At 66.7% G+C, this 19,975-nt stretch carries 19 protein-coding genes and 1 pseudogene; 8 read left to right on the plus strand and 12 right to left on the minus strand.

The window, feature by feature from the left end; genetic code table 11:
- Positions 1 to 205: 205 nt before the first annotated feature.
- Positions 206 to 1,142, plus strand: a pseudogene (locus E0H45_RS16740) (integrase core domain-containing protein); the annotation flags it as partial.
- A gap of 463 nt (positions 1,143 to 1,605) precedes the next feature.
- Here the strand turns inward: E0H45_RS16740 and E0H45_RS16745 are convergent.
- Positions 1,606 to 2,424 (minus strand): helix-turn-helix transcriptional regulator, encoded by an 819-nt coding sequence (locus E0H45_RS16745; protein WP_131338270.1) that lies wholly within the window; start codon positions 2,422 to 2,424, stop codon positions 1,606 to 1,608.
- Between the two features lie 70 nt (positions 2,425 to 2,494).
- Here E0H45_RS16745 and E0H45_RS16750 point away from each other — a divergent pair, with 70 nt between their 5' ends.
- Positions 2,495 to 3,229: a phytanoyl-CoA dioxygenase family protein gene (locus E0H45_RS16750; protein WP_131338272.1), complete on the plus strand. Its 735-nt coding sequence runs from the start codon at positions 2,495 to 2,497 to the stop codon at positions 3,227 to 3,229.
- A gap of 57 nt (positions 3,230 to 3,286) precedes the next feature.
- On the opposite strand, the gene E0H45_RS16755 is transcribed toward E0H45_RS16750, so the two are convergent.
- On the minus strand, positions 3,287 to 3,703 hold the full coding sequence (locus tag E0H45_RS16755) for a VOC family protein (RefSeq protein ID WP_131338274.1): 417 nt from the start codon (positions 3,701 to 3,703) through the stop codon (positions 3,287 to 3,289).
- Between the two features lie 174 nt (positions 3,704 to 3,877).
- On the minus strand, positions 3,878 to 4,558 hold the full coding sequence (locus E0H45_RS16760) for a CGNR zinc finger domain-containing protein (protein WP_131338276.1): 681 nt from the start codon (positions 4,556 to 4,558) through the stop codon (positions 3,878 to 3,880).
- 51 nt (positions 4,559 to 4,609) lie between these two features.
- Here E0H45_RS16760 and E0H45_RS16765 point away from each other — a divergent pair, with 51 nt between their 5' ends.
- The 3 genes from E0H45_RS16765 to E0H45_RS16775 are packed head-to-tail and all read left to right on the plus strand — an operon-like array spanning position 4,610 to position 8,054.
- On the plus strand, positions 4,610 to 5,827 hold the full coding sequence (locus tag E0H45_RS16765) for an MFS transporter (RefSeq protein WP_131338278.1): 1,218 nt from the start codon (positions 4,610 to 4,612) through the stop codon (positions 5,825 to 5,827).
- Entirely contained in the window at positions 5,787 to 6,545 is a 759-nt protein-coding gene (locus tag E0H45_RS16770) for a fructosamine kinase family protein (RefSeq protein WP_131338280.1), read from the plus strand. The genes E0H45_RS16765 and E0H45_RS16770 overlap by 41 nt, the downstream gene beginning before the upstream one ends.
- Positions 6,546 to 6,587: 42 nt before the next feature.
- Complete coding sequence (locus tag E0H45_RS16775) at positions 6,588 to 8,054, plus strand: beta-N-acetylhexosaminidase (RefSeq protein ID WP_131338282.1); 1,467 nt, start codon at positions 6,588 to 6,590, stop codon at positions 8,052 to 8,054.
- Between the two features lie 10 nt (positions 8,055 to 8,064).
- On the opposite strand, the gene E0H45_RS16780 is transcribed toward E0H45_RS16775, so the two are convergent.
- Positions 8,065 to 8,346 (minus strand): protealysin inhibitor emfourin, encoded by a 282-nt coding sequence (locus tag E0H45_RS16780; RefSeq protein ID WP_131338284.1) that lies wholly within the window; start codon positions 8,344 to 8,346, stop codon positions 8,065 to 8,067.
- Between the two features lie 433 nt (positions 8,347 to 8,779).
- Here E0H45_RS16780 and E0H45_RS16785 point away from each other — a divergent pair, with 433 nt between their 5' ends.
- Positions 8,780 to 8,989: a cold-shock protein gene (locus E0H45_RS16785; RefSeq protein WP_130385526.1), complete on the plus strand. Its 210-nt coding sequence runs from the start codon at positions 8,780 to 8,782 to the stop codon at positions 8,987 to 8,989.
- A 301-nt stretch (positions 8,990 to 9,290) separates the two neighbouring features.
- On the opposite strand, the gene E0H45_RS16790 is transcribed toward E0H45_RS16785, so the two are convergent.
- From E0H45_RS16790 to E0H45_RS16800, 3 genes are read right to left on the minus strand one after another with little or no spacing between them, the layout of a single operon-like run.
- On the minus strand, positions 9,291 to 11,108 hold the full coding sequence (locus E0H45_RS16790; RefSeq protein ID WP_238155052.1) for an SNF2-related protein: 1,818 nt from the start codon (positions 11,106 to 11,108) through the stop codon (positions 9,291 to 9,293).
- A gap of 27 nt (positions 11,109 to 11,135) precedes the next feature.
- Entirely contained in the window at positions 11,136 to 12,542 is a 1,407-nt protein-coding gene (locus E0H45_RS16795) for a transcriptional regulator (RefSeq protein WP_131338286.1), read from the minus strand.
- A 51-nt stretch (positions 12,543 to 12,593) separates the two neighbouring features.
- Positions 12,594 to 13,280 (minus strand): hypothetical protein, encoded by a 687-nt coding sequence (locus tag E0H45_RS16800; protein ID WP_165546489.1) that lies wholly within the window; start codon positions 13,278 to 13,280, stop codon positions 12,594 to 12,596.
- Between the two features lie 214 nt (positions 13,281 to 13,494).
- Between E0H45_RS16800 and E0H45_RS16805 the strand changes: the two genes are divergently transcribed.
- The gene (locus E0H45_RS16805; protein WP_131338288.1) at positions 13,495 to 14,220 is read left to right on the plus strand and encodes a hypothetical protein; all 726 of its coding nucleotides are present in this window, start codon (positions 13,495 to 13,497) and stop codon (positions 14,218 to 14,220) included.
- Between the two features lie 528 nt (positions 14,221 to 14,748).
- Here the strand turns inward: E0H45_RS16805 and E0H45_RS16810 are convergent.
- Positions 14,749 to 15,639 (minus strand): LLM class flavin-dependent oxidoreductase, encoded by an 891-nt coding sequence (locus E0H45_RS16810; RefSeq protein WP_131338290.1) that lies wholly within the window; start codon positions 15,637 to 15,639, stop codon positions 14,749 to 14,751.
- 128 nt (positions 15,640 to 15,767) lie between these two features.
- Between E0H45_RS16810 and E0H45_RS16815 the strand changes: the two genes are divergently transcribed.
- Positions 15,768 to 17,492, plus strand: a complete 1,725-nt coding sequence (locus E0H45_RS16815) for a BCCT family transporter (RefSeq protein WP_131338292.1) — start codon at positions 15,768 to 15,770, stop codon at positions 17,490 to 17,492.
- On the opposite strand, the gene E0H45_RS16820 is transcribed toward E0H45_RS16815, so the two are convergent.
- From E0H45_RS16820 to tpiA, 4 genes are all read right to left on the minus strand, one after another.
- Positions 17,482 to 18,462, minus strand: coding sequence for an SMP-30/gluconolactonase/LRE family protein (locus tag E0H45_RS16820; RefSeq protein WP_131338294.1), 981 nt, complete (start codon positions 18,460 to 18,462; stop codon positions 17,482 to 17,484). The two genes, E0H45_RS16815 and E0H45_RS16820, sit on opposite strands and share 11 nt — an antisense overlap.
- Positions 18,463 to 18,555: 93 nt before the next feature.
- The gene (locus E0H45_RS16825) at positions 18,556 to 18,915 is read right to left on the minus strand and encodes an RNA polymerase-binding protein RbpA (RefSeq protein ID WP_131296896.1); all 360 of its coding nucleotides are present in this window, start codon (positions 18,913 to 18,915) and stop codon (positions 18,556 to 18,558) included.
- Between the two features lie 13 nt (positions 18,916 to 18,928).
- A complete protein-coding gene (gene secG / locus E0H45_RS16830) occupies positions 18,929 to 19,162 on the minus strand; it encodes a preprotein translocase subunit SecG (protein WP_130448352.1) in 234 nt (77 codons plus the stop codon).
- Positions 19,159 to 19,974 carry a triose-phosphate isomerase gene (gene tpiA / locus E0H45_RS16835; protein ID WP_131338296.1) on the minus strand — a complete coding sequence of 272 codons (816 nt, stop codon included), beginning with the start codon at positions 19,972 to 19,974 and terminating at the stop codon, positions 19,159 to 19,161. The genes secG and tpiA overlap by 4 nt, the downstream gene beginning before the upstream one ends.
- Position 19,975 lies beyond the last annotated feature (1 nt).

Genomic DNA, 19,975 nt, shown 5'->3' on the forward strand with positions numbered 1-19,975 from the left:
TCAGCGGTGACCCGATGGTCGCCGCCTGCCCCGGTTCCAACACCTGCTCGCATGGTTCTTATATTAGAACCTCTGTTCGATTCCGCCAAATCAGGTTGACCCTGATTGTGTTATGTCGCAGGACATAGGTGACGGTTCTGCATCAGGACATCGGTGACACTGCAGGGGTTCTTGGTGGTGACACTTCCGTCCCGAGGCTCGGGCGGTGGCTGCCAATGAACCCATCGATCCTCGTGTCCGTCTCGCGATCACGCAGTGGCCGTCTGATGCGCCCCGCGGGGCGGTGACGACGTTCTGTGCTGAGCACGGCATTTCGCGCAAGACGTTCTACGAGATCCGGCGGCGCAGTCTCGTCGATGGGCCCGCGGCGGCGTTGGAGCCGAAATCGCGGCGGCCGAAGTCGAGCCCGTCGAAGTTGGCCGATGAGGTCAGGCGGCAGGCGATCGGGGTCCGGGCTGCACTCGAGCAGTCCGGGCTGGACTGCGGCCCGATCAGCGTGCACGACAAGATGCACGCGATGGGCCTGGAGGTGGTGCCCTCGATCGCGTCGCTGGCCAGGATCTTCCGCGAGGCCGGCGTGGCGCGGCTGGAACCGAGGAAGAAGCCGAGGCGGCGTGGCGCCGGTTCGTGTATCCGGCTCCGAACGCCTGCTGGCAACTCGACGCCACCGAGTACGTACTCACCCGCGGCGCAGATGCGTGATCTTCCAGCTCATCGACGACCACTCCCGCCACGCGGTCGCTTCGCACGTCGCGTGGGGCGAGACCTCCGAAGCAGCGATCGTCGTGTTCGACAAGGCCGTGGCCGCCCACGGCGTGCCCCAACGGCTGCTGTCCGACAACGGGTCCGCGCTCAACCCGCCGCGGCGCGGCCTCCTGGGCCAGCTCGTCGTCCACCTGATGGCCTTGGGCGTCGAGCCGATCACCGGCAAGCCGTACAAGCCGACCACCCAGGGCAAGAACGAACGCTTCCACCAGACCCTGTTCCGCTACCTCGACAAGCAGCCACTGGCCGCCGATCTGGCCCAGCTGCAGGCCCAGGTCGACGCCTTCGACCACATCTACAACACCCAGCGGCCCCACCAAGGACTGCCTGGTCGCGTCACACCCCTGACTGCCTGGCAGGCCACCGCGAAGACCGAGGCTCCCCGCCCCATCCGTGAGCAGATCGCCCGCTCCCGCATCCAGCACCCCCGCGCCCACCGGCCGAGGCTCGCACCACTACCAGCCGATCTGCCACCCGACACCGTCGTCAAGAAGCTGACCAGCGCCGGCGTGCTCTACCTGAACAAGCTCCAATACATGGTCGGCGCCCAGCACCGCTTCCAGCAGGTCCTCGTCATCACCAACGGCAACAAGACCGGCGACAAGATCACCGTCACCGACCTCGAAGGCGAAATCCTCATCGAGCACAGGCGCCCCGCACCCGGCATCGCCTGCGTCGGCAACGCCAAACCACCCGGACCAAGCACCGACAAGCCGCGACCGTCACCGAAGTCCTGAGACATCAACCGTTACCGATGTCCTGATGCAGAACTGTCACCAAGTCCTGAGACATCACAGTTGACCCTGATTGTTGTGTCCCGGCTGTCAAGCCGGCCGGTTGTCAGGGGACGAACGCGCGTTGGGAGCGGTGGCGGAACTCGCTCGGGGTGAGGTCGTGGGCCGTGGTGAAGCAGCGGGTGAAGTAGGACTGGCTGGTGAAGCCGCAGCGGGTCGCGACGGTGGCGATCGTGGTGTTGGTTGCTGCCAGCAAGGATGCGGCGTGCTCCAGGCGGAGGTCGGTGACGAAGGCCGTCGGCGTGACGCCGTACGCCGCGCGCATCGAGCGGGACAGGTGCGCGGCGCTGACGCCGGCGAGTTCGAGCAGGCGCGGTACGCCGCCGCGGAGGTTCTCCTCGGCGCGCATCGACGTACACGCCTTGGCCAGCCAGTCCGGTACGCCGGAGCCGCCGGGGTCGCCTGGCGTCAGTAGGTCGAGGAGGTCGATCCAGAAGCGCAGCAGGTCGTAGGCGGTCGGCACGTCCTGGAAGCGGTCGAGGGCATGCTCGAAGATCGGTACCGCGGCGGGCTGATGGAAGCTGATCGGGCCCCGGGACGACCAGGTCGCCGTGCGGGTCAGGTCCAGGAAGCCTTGCCAGATCGAGCTCGGAAACGCCACGTTGACGAACTCGAGGCCGTCCGGTGCCGCGCCGCGGACCGCATGCCGGTCGCTCGGCCGGACCAGGACGACGTCGCCGGCCCGCAGCGGCGCGACGCCCTTGGTCAGCAGGTGCTCGCCGCTGCCGGACACGACTCCCATGAACTCGTGAAAGTCCGCGTGGGTGTGCAGTTCGGTGTCGCGGGCACGGGCCGGGATCCGCACCCGCGCCGCGTGGTACGGCCGGCCGAACGCGTGCGCCTCGAAGCGCAGGATCTGATCCACATCAAGACAGTACAAATTCTCGTCGTACCGCTGCTAGTCCCCGGGCACGCCAAACCCGGACGCTAGGAGCATGTTCGAAACCGACGGCTATGTCATCTTCCGTGACGTCATCGACCAAGACCTGATCAAGGAAGTGAACGATCATGTCGAGTGGCTGCAGGCCCGGCATCCCGAGGTCCGGCCCGAGCAGCTCGGGCACATCTACCTGCGTGACGACCCGTTCTGGGTCCGGCTGGTGAGCGACGACCGGCTCGTCGACATCGCCGAGAAGTTCGTCGGGCCGGACATCGCGCTGTTCGCGTCGCACTACATCTCCAAGCCGCCGTACTCCGGGCAGCCGGTGCTCTGGCATCAGGACGCCGCGTTCTGGCCGCTCGACCCGATGGAGGTGGTGACGCTCTGGCTGGCCGTCGACCACTCGACACCGGAGAACGGATGCGTCCGGGTGATCCCGGGAAGTCACCGCGCCGAGGTCGCCGGGATGCGGGACAACACCGACGTGGAGAGCGTGCTCGGCAAGGAGATCGCGGTCGAGGTCGACGAGGCGCAGGCCGTCGACATGGTGCTCGCACCGGGCGATGTCGAGGTGCACCACCCGAACATCGTGCACGGCAGCAGCGCGAACACGTCCCCGCATCGGCGCTGCGGGCTGACCATCCGCTACATCCCGACGTCGACGAGGATCACCGACCCGGAGTCGCCGTACCCGAGCGCGTTCCACCTGCGCGGCGAGCCTGGGGTGAACAGCTACCAGCCGCGGCCGCGGTACGTCGAGGGCCGGCACTTCCCGTTCGCCGGCGCCTGAGACGTCCCCCGGGCATGCGAAGAGCCCGCCCCGGCGAGGGGCGGGCTCTTCGGTGACTCACTCGAGGCAGATCCGGAACGGGTGCCCCGCGGGGTCGGCGTAGATCCGCCAGCCGCGCGCGTTGTCCGCGGGCGGCGGGTCCAGCGGATCGAGCGGCTCGGCCCCGAGGGCGACCACGGTCGCGTGACCGCTGGAGAGATCCTCGACGATGAGGTCGAGGTGGAGATCCTGCGCGTCGGTGCCGGGCCACGTGTCCGGCACGTACTCCTCCGAGCGCCGGAAGGCCAGCGTCGAGAACCCCATCGACGACCCCGGGCCGGTCAGGCTCCGCCAGTCCTCGTCACCGTTCTCGTCGATCTCCAGCCCCAGCAGCGCCGAGTAGAACTGGGCGAGCTCGAGTGGGTCCGGGCAATCCAGAACCACCGAGCCGAGCCGCCCGGCAGTACTGCCCGGCTGCTCTGCCACCTGCGTCATCTGTCCTCCACAATCTGATTCGTCAGCCTGCTCCTCGTCAGGGGCAGGTCCGGCCAAGGCCCTCTTGTCGGAAGGCCCGGCCGCCTACGATGACAGGTCGCGGGGACAATTCGCACCTTTCGACACGCGTTCTCGGCCAGTGAGCCGGTCGCTGACAGTGAAGGTTCGAGCGCGCTACCCCTCAGGCTGCTGTACGCCGGTAGCACGCCGGCGCTCACCGAGCTTGCGGATCTTCGCCCGCGTCCCGCAGTCCTCCATCGCGCACCACCGCCGCGAACCGTTCCGGCTGCGGTCGAGGAACAGCCATCCGCAGCCTCCGTCGTCGACCGGACAGGCCCGCAACTGGCGCAGCTCGACGGTCCGCACCAACTCGACCGCCGCGACCACCAGCCGATCGGGGATCAACTGTGCCGGCGACGTACCGACCACCAGTTCCGCGATGCCGCGCTCCCGGCCCGCAGCCGGAATCAGCATCGAACGCGCGGCCGCGGCCGACCAGCGCAGCATCAGCCGCTCGAACGCGGAACCCTCGCTGTGCTTGACGCCGTCGGCCGCAACCACGGCGCCGGCCGCCTGCGGTGCGAAGACGTCGTACGCCGCCTCGCGGATCTCCAGCGTCGCGTTGAGAGCCTTCGTGGCCAGCTCCGGCGACGAGCGCCAGGTGCCTTCGACGGCGCTGTAGTCGCGCAGATCGATCAACTCGATCCGGCGGGCCCAGGCGACGAGCTCGGCGGGCGACGTCAGGTAGTCGTGCTCCACCGCACCGCCTCGGAGCCGCGGGGTGACCGTGTTCACCAGGTCGAGGGCAGGGTGTCCACCCACGATACGGAGCTCGGCATTGCGGCTGTCGGTCATGAGTGAGATGCTACCACCATAAGCCCTTTTACTGGAATCACAGGTGAGAACATGTCCATGTCGACCCGCCGGACCTCCCTAGCGCTCCTGATGCTCTCGGTCGGCACGTTCTCGTACGTGACCATCGAAGTACTGCCGATCGGCCTGCTGACCGTGATGGCCGACGACCTGCACCGGTCCCGCTCACAGATCGGCCTGCTGGTCAGCGGGTACGCCGTCATCGTCGTCCTGATGTCCATCCCGCTGACCCGGCTCACGCGCCGATGGCCGCGCCGATCTGTCCTCAGTGGGACCCTCGCGGTCGTCACGATCGCGAATCTGCTGGCTGCCGCCGCACCGACGTACGAGGTGCTGTTCGGGGCCAGACTGGTCACGGCGCTGTCGCAGGCGCTGTTCTGGTCGATCGCTCCGTCGATCGCGACCAGTCTGGTCTCACCGGAGTTCCACGGCCGGGCGGTGAGCCGCATCTCGATCGGCGCCGCACTGGCGTCGGTTCTCGGCGTACCGCTCGGCACCTTGCTGGGCGAGCACACGAGTTGGCGAATCCCCTTCCTGGTGATGGCTGCTCTGGGTGCCGCGATGTTTGCCGGCGCTATGACGCTGTTGCCGCGAACAGAGCCTCAGGGCGGCGTCTCCCGCCGCGGCAGCACACCTGATGTGCGTCGGTATGTCGCAGTGGTCGCCACGGCGGCCATCGGGGTGACCGGCTTCATGACGTTCAACACCTACGTCACGCCGTTCCTGCTGGACATCAGTGGCTTCGGCAGCAATGCGCTCGGACCGATACTGCTGGCCAGCGGGCTCGGCGGTGTGGTGGGCGCTGTGACCGTCGGGCGGGCCCTCGACCGGAACCCCTGGCGCACACTGGTTCTGGCGCTTGCGCTCCTCACCACCTTCCTCTTCGGGCTCGCCGCATTCGGGCGGTGGCAGGTGCCCACAGTCGCGCTCATCGCGGTGACCGGCCTGGCCTACAGCGCCATGGCCGTCGCCCTGCAGGCCAGGACACTCCAGATCGCGCCGATGCGCACAGAGCTTGCCTCAGCCGGGATGAACTCGGCCTACAACGCCGGCATCGCAGCAGGCGCGTTCATCGGCGGACTGCTGATCGACAACACGACCGTGCGCAGTGTGGCCCTCGTCGGCGGTCTGGTGCTGGCTGTCGCGACCCTCCTGACGTTGAGCGAGCCGGTGCTGGCCCGCCGCCCGGTCCGGCTGGCAGAGTGCGAACATGACCGCCCTCGACGACAGGTTTGTGAAGAGGCGGCATGACGCGCCGACGGGGTATTTCGAGGTCGAGGCGGCCGGTCTGCGCTGGCTGGACGTTCCTGGCGGAGTACCGGTCGCTGAGCCGCTCCATGTCTCCCCCACTCAACTGACGACGACCAGGTTGGACATGTCTCCGCCGACCGAGTCTGCCGCCGAGGACTTCGGCCGGCGGTTGGCTGTCACGCATGACGCCGGAGCCCGCTACTTCGGCGTATCGCCGGACGGGTGGAGTGGAGACGGCTACATCGGCACCATCCCGTTGCCACACGCGCTGGAGCCAGTGAGGTCGTGGGGTGAGTTCTACGCGAACCTGCGCCTCCGGCCGTACCTGCGGGCCGCCTACGACCAGGGCATCCACCTGGACGTCATCGGGCGCGTCTGCACTCGCCTCGAGGCAGGTGAGTACGACGACCCGTCCGACGAGCCGTGCCGGATCCACGGCGACCTGTGGTCCGGCAACGTGCTCTGGACGCCGGACGGCGTACACCTGATCGATCCGGCCGCGCACGGCGGTCACCGGGAAACGGACCTCGCCATGCTCGCGCTCTTCGGGCTACCCCGGCTGGATCGGGTGCTGCGCGCGTACGACGAGGCGCACTCGCTGAGAGACGGGTGGCGGGAGCGGATCGGGCTGCACCAGCTGCATCCGTTGCTGGTGCATGTCGTGCTGTTCGGCGGGGGCTACGTGGCACAGGCGATCGAGGCTGCCAGGCGGTATTGAAGCCTCTTGACGTAATGCCGGGAGCCGCGAACACTTTCGATCATGATTCCGCAGCCCACGGCGCAGCAGGCGCTCCCCGACGAGACGTTCACGCTGCCATCCGACGCCACCATCGGCCTCGACGACTCCTCTGCTCAAGACCCGGCCCAGGCGATCGCCGACCGCTTCGCCGCGCAGCTCCGCCGGTCGACCGGCTTCGCGCTGCCGGTCCAGCAAGGCACCGGCACGATCACGCTGTCCACGAGCGGCCCGGAGTCGTTGGGTGCCGAGGGCTACGACCTCCGCGCCGACGCGTCCGGCGTCACCGTCACCGCGGCAACCGCCGAGGGACTGTTCCGCGGCGTCACCACCCTCCGGCAACTCCTCCCCGCCAAGGCCGAGGCCGACACCGAGCAGGAGGGTCCGTGGGAGATCGCCGGTACGAGGATCTCCGACTCCCCGCGCTACGGCTACCGCGGCGTGATGCTCGACGTGTCGCGGCACTTCTTCACCGTCGAGCAGGTGAAGCACTTCATCGACCTGGTGTCGCTCTACAAGATCAACCGGCTGCACCTGCACCTGTCCGACGACCAGGGCTGGCGGATCCAGGTGGACTCCTGGCCGCGCCTCACGGAGTACGGCGGCAGCCTGCAGGTCGGCGGCGGTACGGGCGGCTCGTACACGAAGGCCGACTACGCCGACCTCGTGCAGTACGCCGCGGAGCACTACATCACCGTCGTACCGGAGATCGACACCCCAGGACACACCAATGCGGCGCTGGCGTCGTACCCCGAGCTGAACAAGGGTGACCAGGCGCCGGAGCTCTACACCGAGACCGAGGTCGGTTTCAGCTCGTTCGCCATCGACAAGGACGTGACGTACGAGTTCCTCGACGACGTGTTCCGGGAGGTGGCCGAGCAGACGCCCGGTGAGCTCCTGCACCTCGGTGGGGACGAGGCCCACTCAACACCTCACTCGGAGTACCTCGCCTTCGTACCCAAGGCCGCCGAGCTGGTCGTGAAGCACGGCAAGCGGGTGATGGGGTGGCACGAGATCGCCGACGGGCCGCTGCCTGCCGGCACTGTCGTGCAGTACTGGGGCACCGAGGACGCCAAGGCTCAGGTGCTGGCGCAGAAGGCGGTGGAGCAGGGCGCGACGCTGGTCCTCTCCCCCGCGAACCGGGCGTACCTGGACATGAAGTACCACGAGGAAACGCCGCTCGGCCTGCAATGGGCCGGGCTGGTCAGCGTGGAGCAGTCCTACAGCTGGAACCCGGCCACGCTGGTCCCGAACGTGCCGGCGAGTGCGATCGACGGCGTCGAGGCGCCGTTGTGGACGGAGACGCTCGACGACCTGGAGAAGGTCGAGTTCATGGTGTTCCCGCGGCTGCCGGGCATCGCCGAGCTCGGGTGGTCGCCGGAGTCCGCGCTCGACTGGGCGACGTACCGCGACCGGCTGGCCGAGCAGGGGCCGCGGTGGGAGGTGCTCGGCGTCAACTTCTACCGGGCACCGGAGATCGACTGGCGCTAACTGAGGATCGCTAACTGAGGATGCGGTCCAGCAGCCAGGCCGTGGTCGCGTCCACGTCCTGCTCGGCGACCGTGTGGTGCGTGGCGTCCGCGGCCGTGGCGTCGGCGGCGTCACGCACCTCCAGCCGATACACGTACCGGTCCGGCTGCGGCCGGCCGGTACCCAGGTCCTTGGCTCCCAGCTCCCGGACCGCGGCCTCCAGCCGGTCGGCGTCCGGCTGGCTGCTGGTGTCGAGCTCGCCCTGCTTGGTCAGCCCGGCGAAGCCGCCGCTACGGGTCACGCTGACGATCACTGTTGCCTCCTCGCTGTTGTTTGCCGCGCCCGGAGACGCACTGTCCAGAGCCGCGCGACACGCCGGGAACTCCGATCAGAATCATGCGCCCATCACCCGGCGTACCGGGCCATTGTCCTTCGTTGCCAACGTCGCGTCCCCACCTCCGGCCGCGAAACAGCAGGTCGGCGCGGGATTTCCGGTTCCGGACAGCCCCTGTGCGGCCCAGAATCAGGGGTGCACGGAGGGTAGCGACCTGCGACAGTCAGCGACACGTGTTTGTGGTCACCCCTACCATCAGCCCGCAGAACGGCTACAGTTATGGCGTTGCAGTTTTGGACTCCCTGACTTTTGCTGTGCTGCATGGCCGGTCTGTCGTCTGGGGCCTTTCGGCGACGCGCGGCTCATGAGGTGTGGGTCGCGGATTGTTAATAGCCATCGAGGAGATAGACAAATGGCTGTCGGTACTGTCAAGTGGTTCAACGCTGACAAGGGCTTCGGCTTCATCACCCCGGATGACGGTGGCGCGGACGTGTTCGCGCACTACTCCGCCATCCAGATGTCGGGCTTCCGTTCGCTGGACGAGAACCAGCGCGTGGAGTTCGAGATCACCCAGGGCCAGAAGGGTCTGCAGGCGGAGAACATCCGCGCGATCGGTTCCTGATCGCCCTTCCAGCACACTGACGAGAGGGTCGCACACCACCAGGTGTGCGGCCCTTTCGCCGTCTCACCGCAACCGCGGTACGCCGTCGCGCAGAAGCCCGGACCGGCCTTCGCCATGACGATGGTCGTCCCGGCCCTCAAGGCCGGCTTGTTTCTCGCGCTGGAGCCGTCCACCGGATCGGGTATCGGCACAAGCTCGACAAGGCCTGCTCCCGATCGCCAGCCGTATGACGACCGCCGGCATGCGACGCTGCGAAATCCTCACCATCAGTGCAGCATCTTGATCGCTTCACGAACAGAGACTAGAGCAGCTCCTGACGATTCGCCGCCCCCGAGAGGTGAGCAAGCAGTGCATGGATGTCATCCTGGTCCATGCCAGCCGCGAACAGGGCTGGCTCCTCCTCGGGGTCAGCCAGCTTCTTGACGGACGGATCGTCCAGGATCTCGCCCATGAAGGTCAGCTTCTTAGCCAGCCGGTCGGCGACGATCACGTCAACCGTTCCCTCGGAGATGAGCACTGTGATGTTGGTCTTGGTACCAGCAGCGAGCCCGAGGCGATGGATTCGATCGAGGCTCTGGAGGTAGCGGCCGGCTTGAAAGTCACGGTCCACGAACACAGCGTCGTGACACACGTGGTGCAGGCTGATGCCTTCGCCTAGTGTTGCCGGGTTCGAGACGAGTACAGCGCAGTCTGGGTCCTCCCGGAATCGTCGAAGCTCCTCTTCACGGTCTGCCGTACCGCCGTGGACCACAGCCGGCTGGAACGGACTCAAGAGCGTCTGCAAAGTAGCGATGCTGCGCACGAAACTCGCCCAGACCAGAGTCTTCCGGCCGGCCTTGGCATTCGCAGCCACGATCGAGACCGTCTCCTGGTACTTCGGCGGGACCTCATACTGAGGTAGCCGGCGGAACAGTGGCCAGAGGGGACCGCCTTCCGGGATGTCGAGCGGCGGCACCTGGAACGACAGTGGCTCGTACGCGCTCGAGCCCTCCACGAGGAGCGCCGGACTCGTGGCGGCCATGAGAAGCCGCAGAACTGCGCGACCGAGCGCCTCGAAATCCTTGCTCTCTGCCTCCGCCCGAGGCGACATCGTACCAATGAGCGCGTCATAGATCTCTCGATGCAACGGCGGCATCGGAAGCATGCGGATGCGAGTCTGCACGGGAGGAAGTCCGAGCTCATGTTTGGTCGTGCGCGTATACAGCGGCCGCAATACCGAGCTGGCATACGCGAGGTTGCCGCCGCCGACAGCCTGCGTGACGACTCGCCGCCCAAACCCCGGCCAGACGAACGAAAGGAGGTTTTCGAGATCTTTCGCGCCGTTCGGAGCCGGCGTGCCGCTGAGAATCATCCTTACCCGGCTGAGCGGACCAAGCGCGATGCAGGCAGCCCCGTAGACACCCGCTCCCCCGAGCTTCATCCGGTGCGCCTCGTCAAGCACAAGGATCGAGGGCTCGGCCTTCAACCAGTCAGACAGCACACCGAGAGACCGGTCGAGACGTTCGTAGTTCACAAGAACGATGTCGGCGTTGGCGGCCGGCCGCTTCTCGAGGATCTGTACCGACGGCGGTTCGCCGAAGCACACCTGGGACTCCTCAGCCCAGGCCTCGTACGCCGATTTCGGGCTGACCACCAGCATGCGGGACACGCGCCGCTGCTCGCGGAGGGCTGCGAAGACCGCTAGCGACACTCTGGTCTTGCCCGCGCCCGGAACGCTGAAGTTCGCGCCATGCTTCATCGACAGTAGGCGCGCCACATCACGTTCCTGGAACTTGGTCAGATCGCCCGTCCAATCCACGCCAAGCATGCCGCGTACGTCGGCGGGATTGATCACTTGGTCCGGAGGCGCACCGCTCAGCAGCTTGTCGACGTCATCGGCCGAATCCAGCAGGTCTACGATGAGAACCTCGAAGTCAGGCTCCCAGAGCACGTGCTCGGGATCCGGCCACTCGGCGAGCGCGGCGATTCCGGCGACGAACCCATCGATCGGGATGGAAGCGGCCAGCTGGTCCACCATCCGGCCAGCCGGGAATCTCGCCATCAGGCGGCCGAGCGGCTCTCGATACGCCGGCACACACCGAAGCAATGCCTGCGTGCGGGTGAGGTCAAACCCGATCACGAGCCCGGCATTAGGACCTGGCTCCACTCAGAATCCCTTTCCGAACTCCTCGAGCAACCACGACGCACCGTCACCCGGATCCTTCACAGTCTTGCGTGTCTCACGGGCCAACGCCTCGAGGCTCTTGCGAAGATCCAGCAACGCATCATCGAACGCCTCCTCATCGAGGCTCTGCGTCGCACGCGACTGAGCTAGATCGGTAACACACTCATTGACGTCCGCGGTGGCATCCAGCAAGCGCTTCGGTGCTGCTTGTTTCCGCTTCCTGACTCGGCTATCGCGGCCCGCGCGCTCGATTGCTGAGTCCATGGCTGACCTCAACTTGGCCAAGTCTGGACCACTGTCACTCTGCACGGCATCTGGTACCCCGCTTGTCACCATGCGGGCCCGGAGTGCCGCATCAGTAAGCGCCTTCGCCTTCACCAATGATCTTGACTCTTGCTTTACCGACCGGCCGAGCCCAGGGATCACCACTCCGCCGCCGGCGGCCTTGGGTGCGCCGTCGGCAGGTAACACAGCCGACAGGTACTGGTTCTCAAATCCCGGCTCGATGAGCCGAACATCAGTCTTCGAGAAGCCGAGGATGATCGCGGTCATCCGGCTCTCGAGCAGCAGCTCCGCCTTCTCAGGGTTTGTGGCCTGGAGCTTCTCGTAGGCGCGGTGCAGCTCTCGCAGCTTCTCCTGGTGTTCCTCGAACGAGATGAGTGACAAACGCGCGCCATCCACATCGCTCCTTGCGATCATCGCTTCGATGCATGACAGGACCCACTGATCTTGCCTGCACCGAGCTGCGGTCGTCCGGAACGTAGCCGCGATCGTCGCGAGCGGCGCGCCGGCATCAACCAGCTCCTGAACAGCTAGGAGGCGGTTGATGTACGAGTAGTCCCGGCGATGCTCCTTCCGCAGCTGCAGCGACAACTCGATGTCCGCGATGTCCTGCCAGTCGCACGAGGCTGGGAGAACGGCAACGCGCATCGGATGGTTCGGGCCATGAATCTCCAGCAGCGCTGCGCGGCGAGTATTGCCGTTCACCAGGACACCGTCGTGCGTCACGAGCCCGGGTTCGCTCTGACCATACTCACTCAGGCTCTCGGCCAACTCGTTGAACTCTGGATCCCTCCGCGAGGGATCTGAGGGCTGCGCCTTCAGCAGACTGTCGAGGTACGCCTGGCTCCCTGAACTCCACGGATCCACCTCAAGCAGCTCGTCGCGGTGAGCGTCGTAGCTTCGCTGAGCGCGGACCCGATGCGTCGCCGGGTTGAAGTGCAGGTTGCCGACTGGCATCTGGATGACATCCAGATGCTTAGGTGTCCCGCGCCAGTCGACCGTCAGCGTCTCGCGTGGGCCGTTGCCGTCGACGAGCTCGTCAAGCCGGCTCTTCACAAGTGCGCGGTTCTCGTCCGCGTTGGCTGGTCGGCCGTAGTCCTTAGTCACGTGTTATCCCTGCTCCTCATCACGCATCAGCGCAGCTTCTCACAGCTGCGCCTAATCCAGATCCAACTCAGCCCGAACGACCTCCCGCGATTCCGCAGGCAGCGTCCGGTACTCACTCCACACCCGCTCGAGCCTGCTGAACTCCCGGGCATCGGCCTCCATCCATCCGGCCAGAACCCGGCGCTCGGCCGAGCTCAAGGCGGTCACGCCCGCGACGACCGCCGGGAGACTCGCCTCAAGATCCCGGCCACCCACCCGGCAGCGATTGCACTCCGTCACCAACTCGATGTCCACGCTACCGTCCGGCTTCACCACCTTGCGCCGCGCAATGTCCAGCTGAGCGGTCTCGTAGGTGCCGGCGTACGTATCGCCCGGAGTGATACCGCACGATCGGCACATGTGCCTGTCAGCCGAGAGCACCTGCCGACGCCGCCCCGCACCGATCGCGGCGGGGCCCTTCGAACGCTGGCCAGCCCTTCCAGGCTCCCACACCGGGACACCCAGCGTAACGAAGCGCTGTTGGTGCGTGCCAAGCGCCACATCCTCCCTGCTCGTGTCGATCCGCCAGCCGAAGTCGCGCAAGTCGCGAAGTCGGCGGTCGACCTGCGACACACCAGGAAAGGCGTCTCGCAACGACTCCTTGGTGAAGTCGTTTCCCTCGCCGACCACCTGGATTAGCCACAACGCGACCCGCTTCATCGTACCCAGCGAATCGTCCTGCCACGACGGCAAGACCATCGATCCTCCACTAGCCAATCACCGGCCGCACCCCGATCGGCACGCCCATCTGATAGTTCACTTCAGGAGAATAGAAGACTGCACCCGACCGGCGCAAGAGACTGTAAACATGGACCTGGCGTAAACACTCAGCTAAGTAATTAAATTCTTGACTACAAATCTGTAGCCACACTTTCTGCGCCGTCCAGGCATTTTGTCCCCGGGAGGGTCTACGATGCTCTCGTGGGTGACTCAGCCCACAACCGACAGAGGGAGGATAGTGGCACTCCGAGGAGAAATCTCAGCGTCATACGCGGCGGAGGCGACACGGGAGCAGTGTGATCTAGCGCTCGCGCTGCGTGTCCTGTACGCCGCCAGCGAGCCGATCAACATGCGTGCCCTTGGCAAGCATCTCCAGTACTCGACTGCCGCAATCTCGCATTATCTCCACGCTCGCAGGATCCCGCCGACAGGCGTAATCCTGAAGCTGTACGATCTGGCTCTCGCCCGTCAGAGTCTGCGCGGCGTGACCAAGCTTCCTTACAGCGTAGGCGATTTGCGACTACTTGAAGCCGCCGCGCGAGGATGGCCAGCGCGTGATCCGGTCGCGGCGGCCCCTCCGCCGGTTCGCAGGGGGGACCGGCGCAACGGCCCCGCCGACACCGCGCCAGCAGCGCGGGGGTACCGGCGCAACGACAACCGGCCGGTGCCGGACGTTGTCCACGCTGCCAGCCGGGGCAGGCACCGCCATCTGATCGGCAGCCTCCTCAGCGCTTCGCCGACCGATCGGGTGGCCGCCCTCTGGCATCTCGGCGGCGAGCTGTCCAGCGAGGAGCTCGCCGAGTTCTGCGCCGCCCTGACCCAAGCCGGTCTCCGCGATGAAGTCGATGCCCTCCTGAACGGCGCGCTGGCCCGGGGAAAGGATCTCGTGGGGGTGATAAGAACTCTCCTGGTGGCGTAGAATCGATCGGCGGTGAATCGCGAGGAAGGAGATCTGACGGACAGGATCAATAATTGAATATCCGTGGGTGCAGGTCGTTCTCACTCCTGCTGACCTACGGTGCTGCCACGCTCTCAATATTTGATTATCGGAGAGCCGATGAAACATGCCTTATTGCAAATAAGGAAGTGCCCAACCACCTTGGCTTGGCAACCGGAGGCTGGGCACTCCATTTTGGCGACTCCCCTGGAGGGAAGAACACCGTGGTCTATTGTAGGCGGCGCAAGTCAAACGCCCGCTCCACACGCTCGAGACCAGGCAGACTGTCGTCACGCCGACGTCGGGTGGTTCGATGTGACGGTACTCCTCGTCACGCAAGGTCACCAGTCAGCCGACTGCAGTTCGTCGGCAAACTGCTGCTCAAGACCGCGCTCGGCGCAGTCCTCGCGGCGGTGATTCGCTGGGTGAGTAGCGACGTTGTCCCCTGGCTGCTGCAATCGGTGCAGCACTGGATGTGACTGCCCTGTCTGTGATGGCCTGTGCCGGCGCTCAAGCATCACATACTCGGTCTGTGCCTCGAGCTGCCCAGCGCAGCCGCGGTACGACGTCGGTCGCGATCTGCTCGAGGACGGTCTCCGAGCCGGCGTACACGCCCTCGGTGCGGGGCCAGTGGGTGATGACGTCGGTGAAGCCGAGGGCTGCGGCGCGGCCGACGGAGTCCTCGAAGGCGGCCGGGCTGGACAGCGCGTAGACCCGGGAGTCGAGGGACAGGTACCGGTCCAGGTGGCGGCCCTCAAGGAGGTCGTCGAGGCGGTGGCTGAGGTCGGCGACCGACGCGAACCAGCTGTCCAGGTCGTCACCCGCTCCCCCGGTCGTCATCCAGCCATCGCCATGCCTGGCAGCGAACCTGAGCGAACGCGGCCCGTTGCCGGCCAGGATGAACGGGACGCGTGGTTGCTGGACGCAACCAGGCAGCGTACGGGCGTTGCGCGTCTCGAAGTACTCGCCCTTGAAGTCGACGCCGTCCGTGGTGAGCAGGGTGTCGAGGAGCTGCACGAACTCCTGATAGCGGTCCTGCTTGTGCCGCGGCGTCAGGTCCGGCCCGCCCTGGATCGTCGCGTCCAGGCTGCCGCCGGCGCCGATCCCGCACAGGAACCGGCCGTCGGACACGTCGTCGATCGCGAGGATGTCGCGGGTCAGCGCCAGCGGGTGCCGGAAGTTCGGCGAGGTGACGAACGTGCCGAGCTTGATCGTCGACGTGACCAGTGCGGCCGCCGTCAGCGTCGGCGTCGTCCCGTACCACGGTGAGTCCTGGAGACCGCTCCAGGTCAGGTGGTCGTACGTCCACGCATGGTCGAACCCGTACTCCTCTGCTCGCCGCCACCGCGGCGCGGCGTCCTGCCAGCGGTACTCCGGCAGAATCGCTATCCCGAAACGCATGACCGCACCTTACCGAGTGTGGCCGAAACCACGATTGTTGCGTTTTGCCACGATCTCCGACACGGTCGTAAGGCATTGTCCCCGACACAACAGAACGGAGGCGCGCCTAAGCGAGGCGTGACTTACCTGTGGCGATCGATATCGACAACCAGGCAGACACTCAAGACCCCGCACCACATCCCGCGATCGCAACCCCGCCACCACCCGGCAGCCGAAGTCGCGGCGCCGGACTCGACCGCATCACCTTCGGTGTCACCGCGGTCATCTCCCTGGCCTTCGTCGCCTGGGGCATCGCCGACGCCGCCGGTCTCGGTACGGCGTCCACCTCGGCCCTCGGATGGGTCGAGCAGAACACCGGCTGGCTGTTCGTCCTGCTGGCCTCCGGCTTCGTCGTCTACGTGATCTGGCTCGCCGCCGGACGGTACGGGCGGATCCCGCTCGGCCGGGACGACGAGAAGCCCGAGTTCAAGACCGTGTCCTGGGTCGCGATGATGTTCAGCGCCGGCATGGGCATCGGCCTGATGTTCTTCGGCGTCAGCGAGCCGCTCTCGCACTTCACCAGTCCCCCGCCCGGCACCGTCCAGGGCGGGTCGCCTGAGGCCCTCGAGACCGCGATGGCGACCACGTTGTTCCACTGGACCCTGCACCCGTGGGCGATCTACGCCGTGGTCGGCATCGCGATCGCGTACGGCACGTTCCGGCGCGGGCGGTCGCAGCTGATCAGCGCGGCGTTCGCTCCGCTGCTGGGACGCCGTACCGAAGGACCGATCGGCAAGGTGATCGACGGTCTGGCGATCTTCGCGACCCTGTTCGGGTCGGCCGCCTCGCTCGGACTCGGCGCGCTGCAGATCGGCTCCGGCGTCCGGATCCTCGGCTGGCTGGACAAGACCGGGAACGGCGTCATGGTCGGCGTGATCGCCGTACTCACCGCGGCCTTCGTGGCCTCGGCGGTGTCCGGCGTAGCGAAGGGCATCCAGTGGCTCTCGAACATCAACATGGTGCTGGCCGTCGTCCTCGCGGTCTTCGTGTTCGTGGTCGGCCCGACGGTGCTGATCCTGAACCTGGTGCCGACCGCGATCGGCGACTACTTCCGCGACCTGGCCGACATGGCCGCGCGGACCGAGGCCAGCGGCGGCGACGCGATGGCCACCTGGCTGTCCGGCTGGACCGTCTTCTACTGGGCCTGGTGGATCTCGTGGACGCCGTTCGTCGGCATGTTCATCGCGCGGATCAGCCGCGGCCGCACGATCCGGCAGTTCGTCACCGGCGTACTGCTGGTGCCGTCACTGGTCAGCGTGCTGTGGTTCTGCATCTTCGGCGGTACGGCGATCGACATCCAGCGTGGCGGTACGGACATCGCCGGCGCGTCGACGACCGAGGGTCAGCTGTTCGGCATGCTCGACCACATCCCGCTGAGCGCGGTCACGACGGTCATCGTCGTCCTGCTGGTCGCGATCTTCTTCGTGTCCGGTGCGGACGCCGCCTCGATCGTCATGGGCACGTTGTCCGAGCGCGGTGCGATCGAGCCGAAGAAGCCGCTGGTGATCTTCTGGGGCGTGCTGACCGGTGCGGTGGCGGCGGTCATGCTGCTCGCCGGCGGAGGTGGCGCCGACGCCTTGCAAGGCCTGCAGAACCTCACGATCGTCGCGGCGTTGCCGTTCGCGGTCGTGATGGTCGGGCTGGCGATCGCGCTGGCCAAGGACCTGCGCACGGATCCCTTGATGCTGCGCAGCGAGATCGGCTCGGAGGCGGTCGAGGCTGCGGTCATCGAAGGGGTCAGCAACCACGGCGAGGACTTCACGCTGGTGGTCAGCGGCAACGGCGACAAGCAGGACGAGGTGCCTAAGAAGTAGGCGTCGGGAACGTGGCTAGGGAGCTCGTGCCGATGCTTCCTAGCCACACCTTTCCGTCGCGCTCGCGGACGCCGGTGGGCATGTGGAAGCTCGGGTGCTTGGCGCGCAGGTCGTGGATCAGTTCGCCGGTCTCGTCGTACGCCTGGATCTCGATGATGTCCGCGGCCTTCGGCTTCAGCGCGTCCGGCAACGCCCACACCACCTTGCGGAGCACCGGATGCTTGGGCAGCAGCAGATCGAGTACGGCGTTGCGCGGCGAGCCGACCGCGACCCAGATCAGGCCGTCCGAGCCGCGGGCGATGTTGTCCGGCAGGCCCGGGATCTCCGCGATCTGCACCGGCTCGGCGCCCTCGGTCGTGAGATCGAGCTTGTACAGCCCGTACGTCGCGGTCTCGGCCCAGAAGAGGCTACGGCGGTCGCTGCTGAGCGCCACGCCGTTCGGGAAGCCGCGACCGGTCGCCAGCCGGGTGAGCTCGCCGTCGGGCGTACGGCGGTACACGCTGCCGGTCGTGGAGTGTTCGAGGAGATCGGCCATCCACTCGTCGATACCGAACCGGGTGGACGAGTCGGTGAAGTAGATCGTGCCGTCCTCGGTGACGTCCGCGTTGTTGCAGAACCGCATCGGGCGGCCGCCGATCTCGGACAGCAGCGTCGTGATCCGGTTGTCCTTGTCGAGCGTCAGCAGACCGCGGTTCGCGTCGCAGATCAGCACCTTGCCGTCCGGCAGCCACTCCAGCCCGAGCGGGCGGCCGCCGGTGTCGGCCAACGTCGTGATCGTCTTGCCGTCGGCGCTGACGCGCAGGATGCGGCCGTCGTACAAGCCGGTGAGGACGCTGCCGTCGTCGTCGATCAGCGTGTCCTCGGGGCCCGCGCCCGGTAGCGCGACGACCTCGACGTCGATGCCCTTCGGATGCCGCACCGGCGGTGCGGGCGGCGGGGTCCAGCGAACAGGCGCGATCGACGTCTTCATGGCGCCGACCCTAGCGCGCTGCACCCGCCCGACCACAGGGGGTACGGGAACGTCGAAGCCCGGACCAGGTCGGTCCGGGCTCAGACGTAGTTGCTAGAAGATGACCTCGCCGCGGGCGCGGCGGGCGCGGAGTTTCTCGAGCGCTTCGTCGAGGATCTCCTGCGCCTCCTGCTCGGAGCGGCGCTCCTTCACATAGGCCAGGTGGGTCTTGTAGGGCTCGATCTTCGGCGGCGGAGGCGGGTTGTTCACATCGGTGCTGGTCGGCAGACCGCACCGTGGACAGTCCCACTCCTCCGGGATCGCCGCCTCGACCGCGAACCAGGTCGCCGTCTCGTGCCCGTTCGCACAGAAGAACACGATGCGCTGCCGGGGCGCGGTGTCGCCGCGCTCCGCCTCGCCCATCGGCCCGGCACCGACCCGGCTGCCACGAATCGCACTGCCACCACCAGCCACGGGAACCGACCCCTCAGCCGAGCTTGTAGAGCAGGCCGACCGCGACGATGCTGGCGAACCAGATCAGACCGACGCCGATCGTGATCCGGTCCAGGTTCCGCTCGGCGACCGACGAGCCGCCCAGGCTGGACGACACACCGCCACCGAACAGGTCCGAGAGGCCGCCACCGCGGCCTTTGTGCAGCAGCACCAGCAGCGTCAGGAACAGGCTGCAGACGATGACGACGATCGAGAAAGCGAGAATCACGAGGAGTAGCCTAACTGAAGGTCCAGGTAACGGCAGATGCCGGCGAACTCGTCCACCTGGAGGCTCGCACCTCCGACCAGGCAGCCGTCGACATCCGGTTGGGCCATGATGCCACCTGCACTGGCCATCTTCACCGATCCACCGTAAAGAATCCGTACCGAGTCGGCGACCGAGGGTGAGATCGTCTCCTCGATCCGGCCCCGGATCGCGGCGATCACCTCCTGCGCGTCCTCCGGCGTCGCGACCTCGCCGGTGCCGATCGCCCAGACCGGCTCGTACGCGATGACGACCTTGCGGACGTCGTCCTGCTTCAGCCCGGCCAGGCCGGCGTCGACCTGCGTCAGGCAGTGCGCCACATGCTCGCCGGCCTTCCGGATCTCCAGGCCCTCGCCGACACACATGATCGGCACCAGCCCGGCCTCGAGCGCCTTCGCCGTCTTGGCGTTGACGACCTGGTCGGTCTCGTCGTGGTACTGCCGGCGCTCGGAGTGCCCGGTCAGCACGTAGGTGCAGCCGAGCTTGGTGAGCATCGACGCCGAGATCTCGCCGGTGTACGCCCCGGAGTCGTGCGTGGACACGTCCTGCGCGCCGTACTTGATCTTCATCCGGTCACCGTCGACCAGCGTCTGCACGCTGCGGATGTCGGTGAACGGCGGCAGCACCGCCACCTCGACCCGCTCGAAGTCGTGCTTCTTGTCCTGCAGCGTCCAGCTCAGCTTCTGCAGCAGGTGCACGGCCTCGACGTGGTTCAGGTTCATCTTCCAGTTGCCCGCCATCAACGGCGTACGGGCAGCTGAGTTGTCGGTGGCCATC

The organism is Kribbella soli (assembly GCF_004331345.1).
In the GTDB taxonomy this organism is placed as follows: Bacteria; Actinomycetota; Actinomycetes; order Propionibacteriales; family Kribbellaceae; genus Kribbella; species Kribbella soli.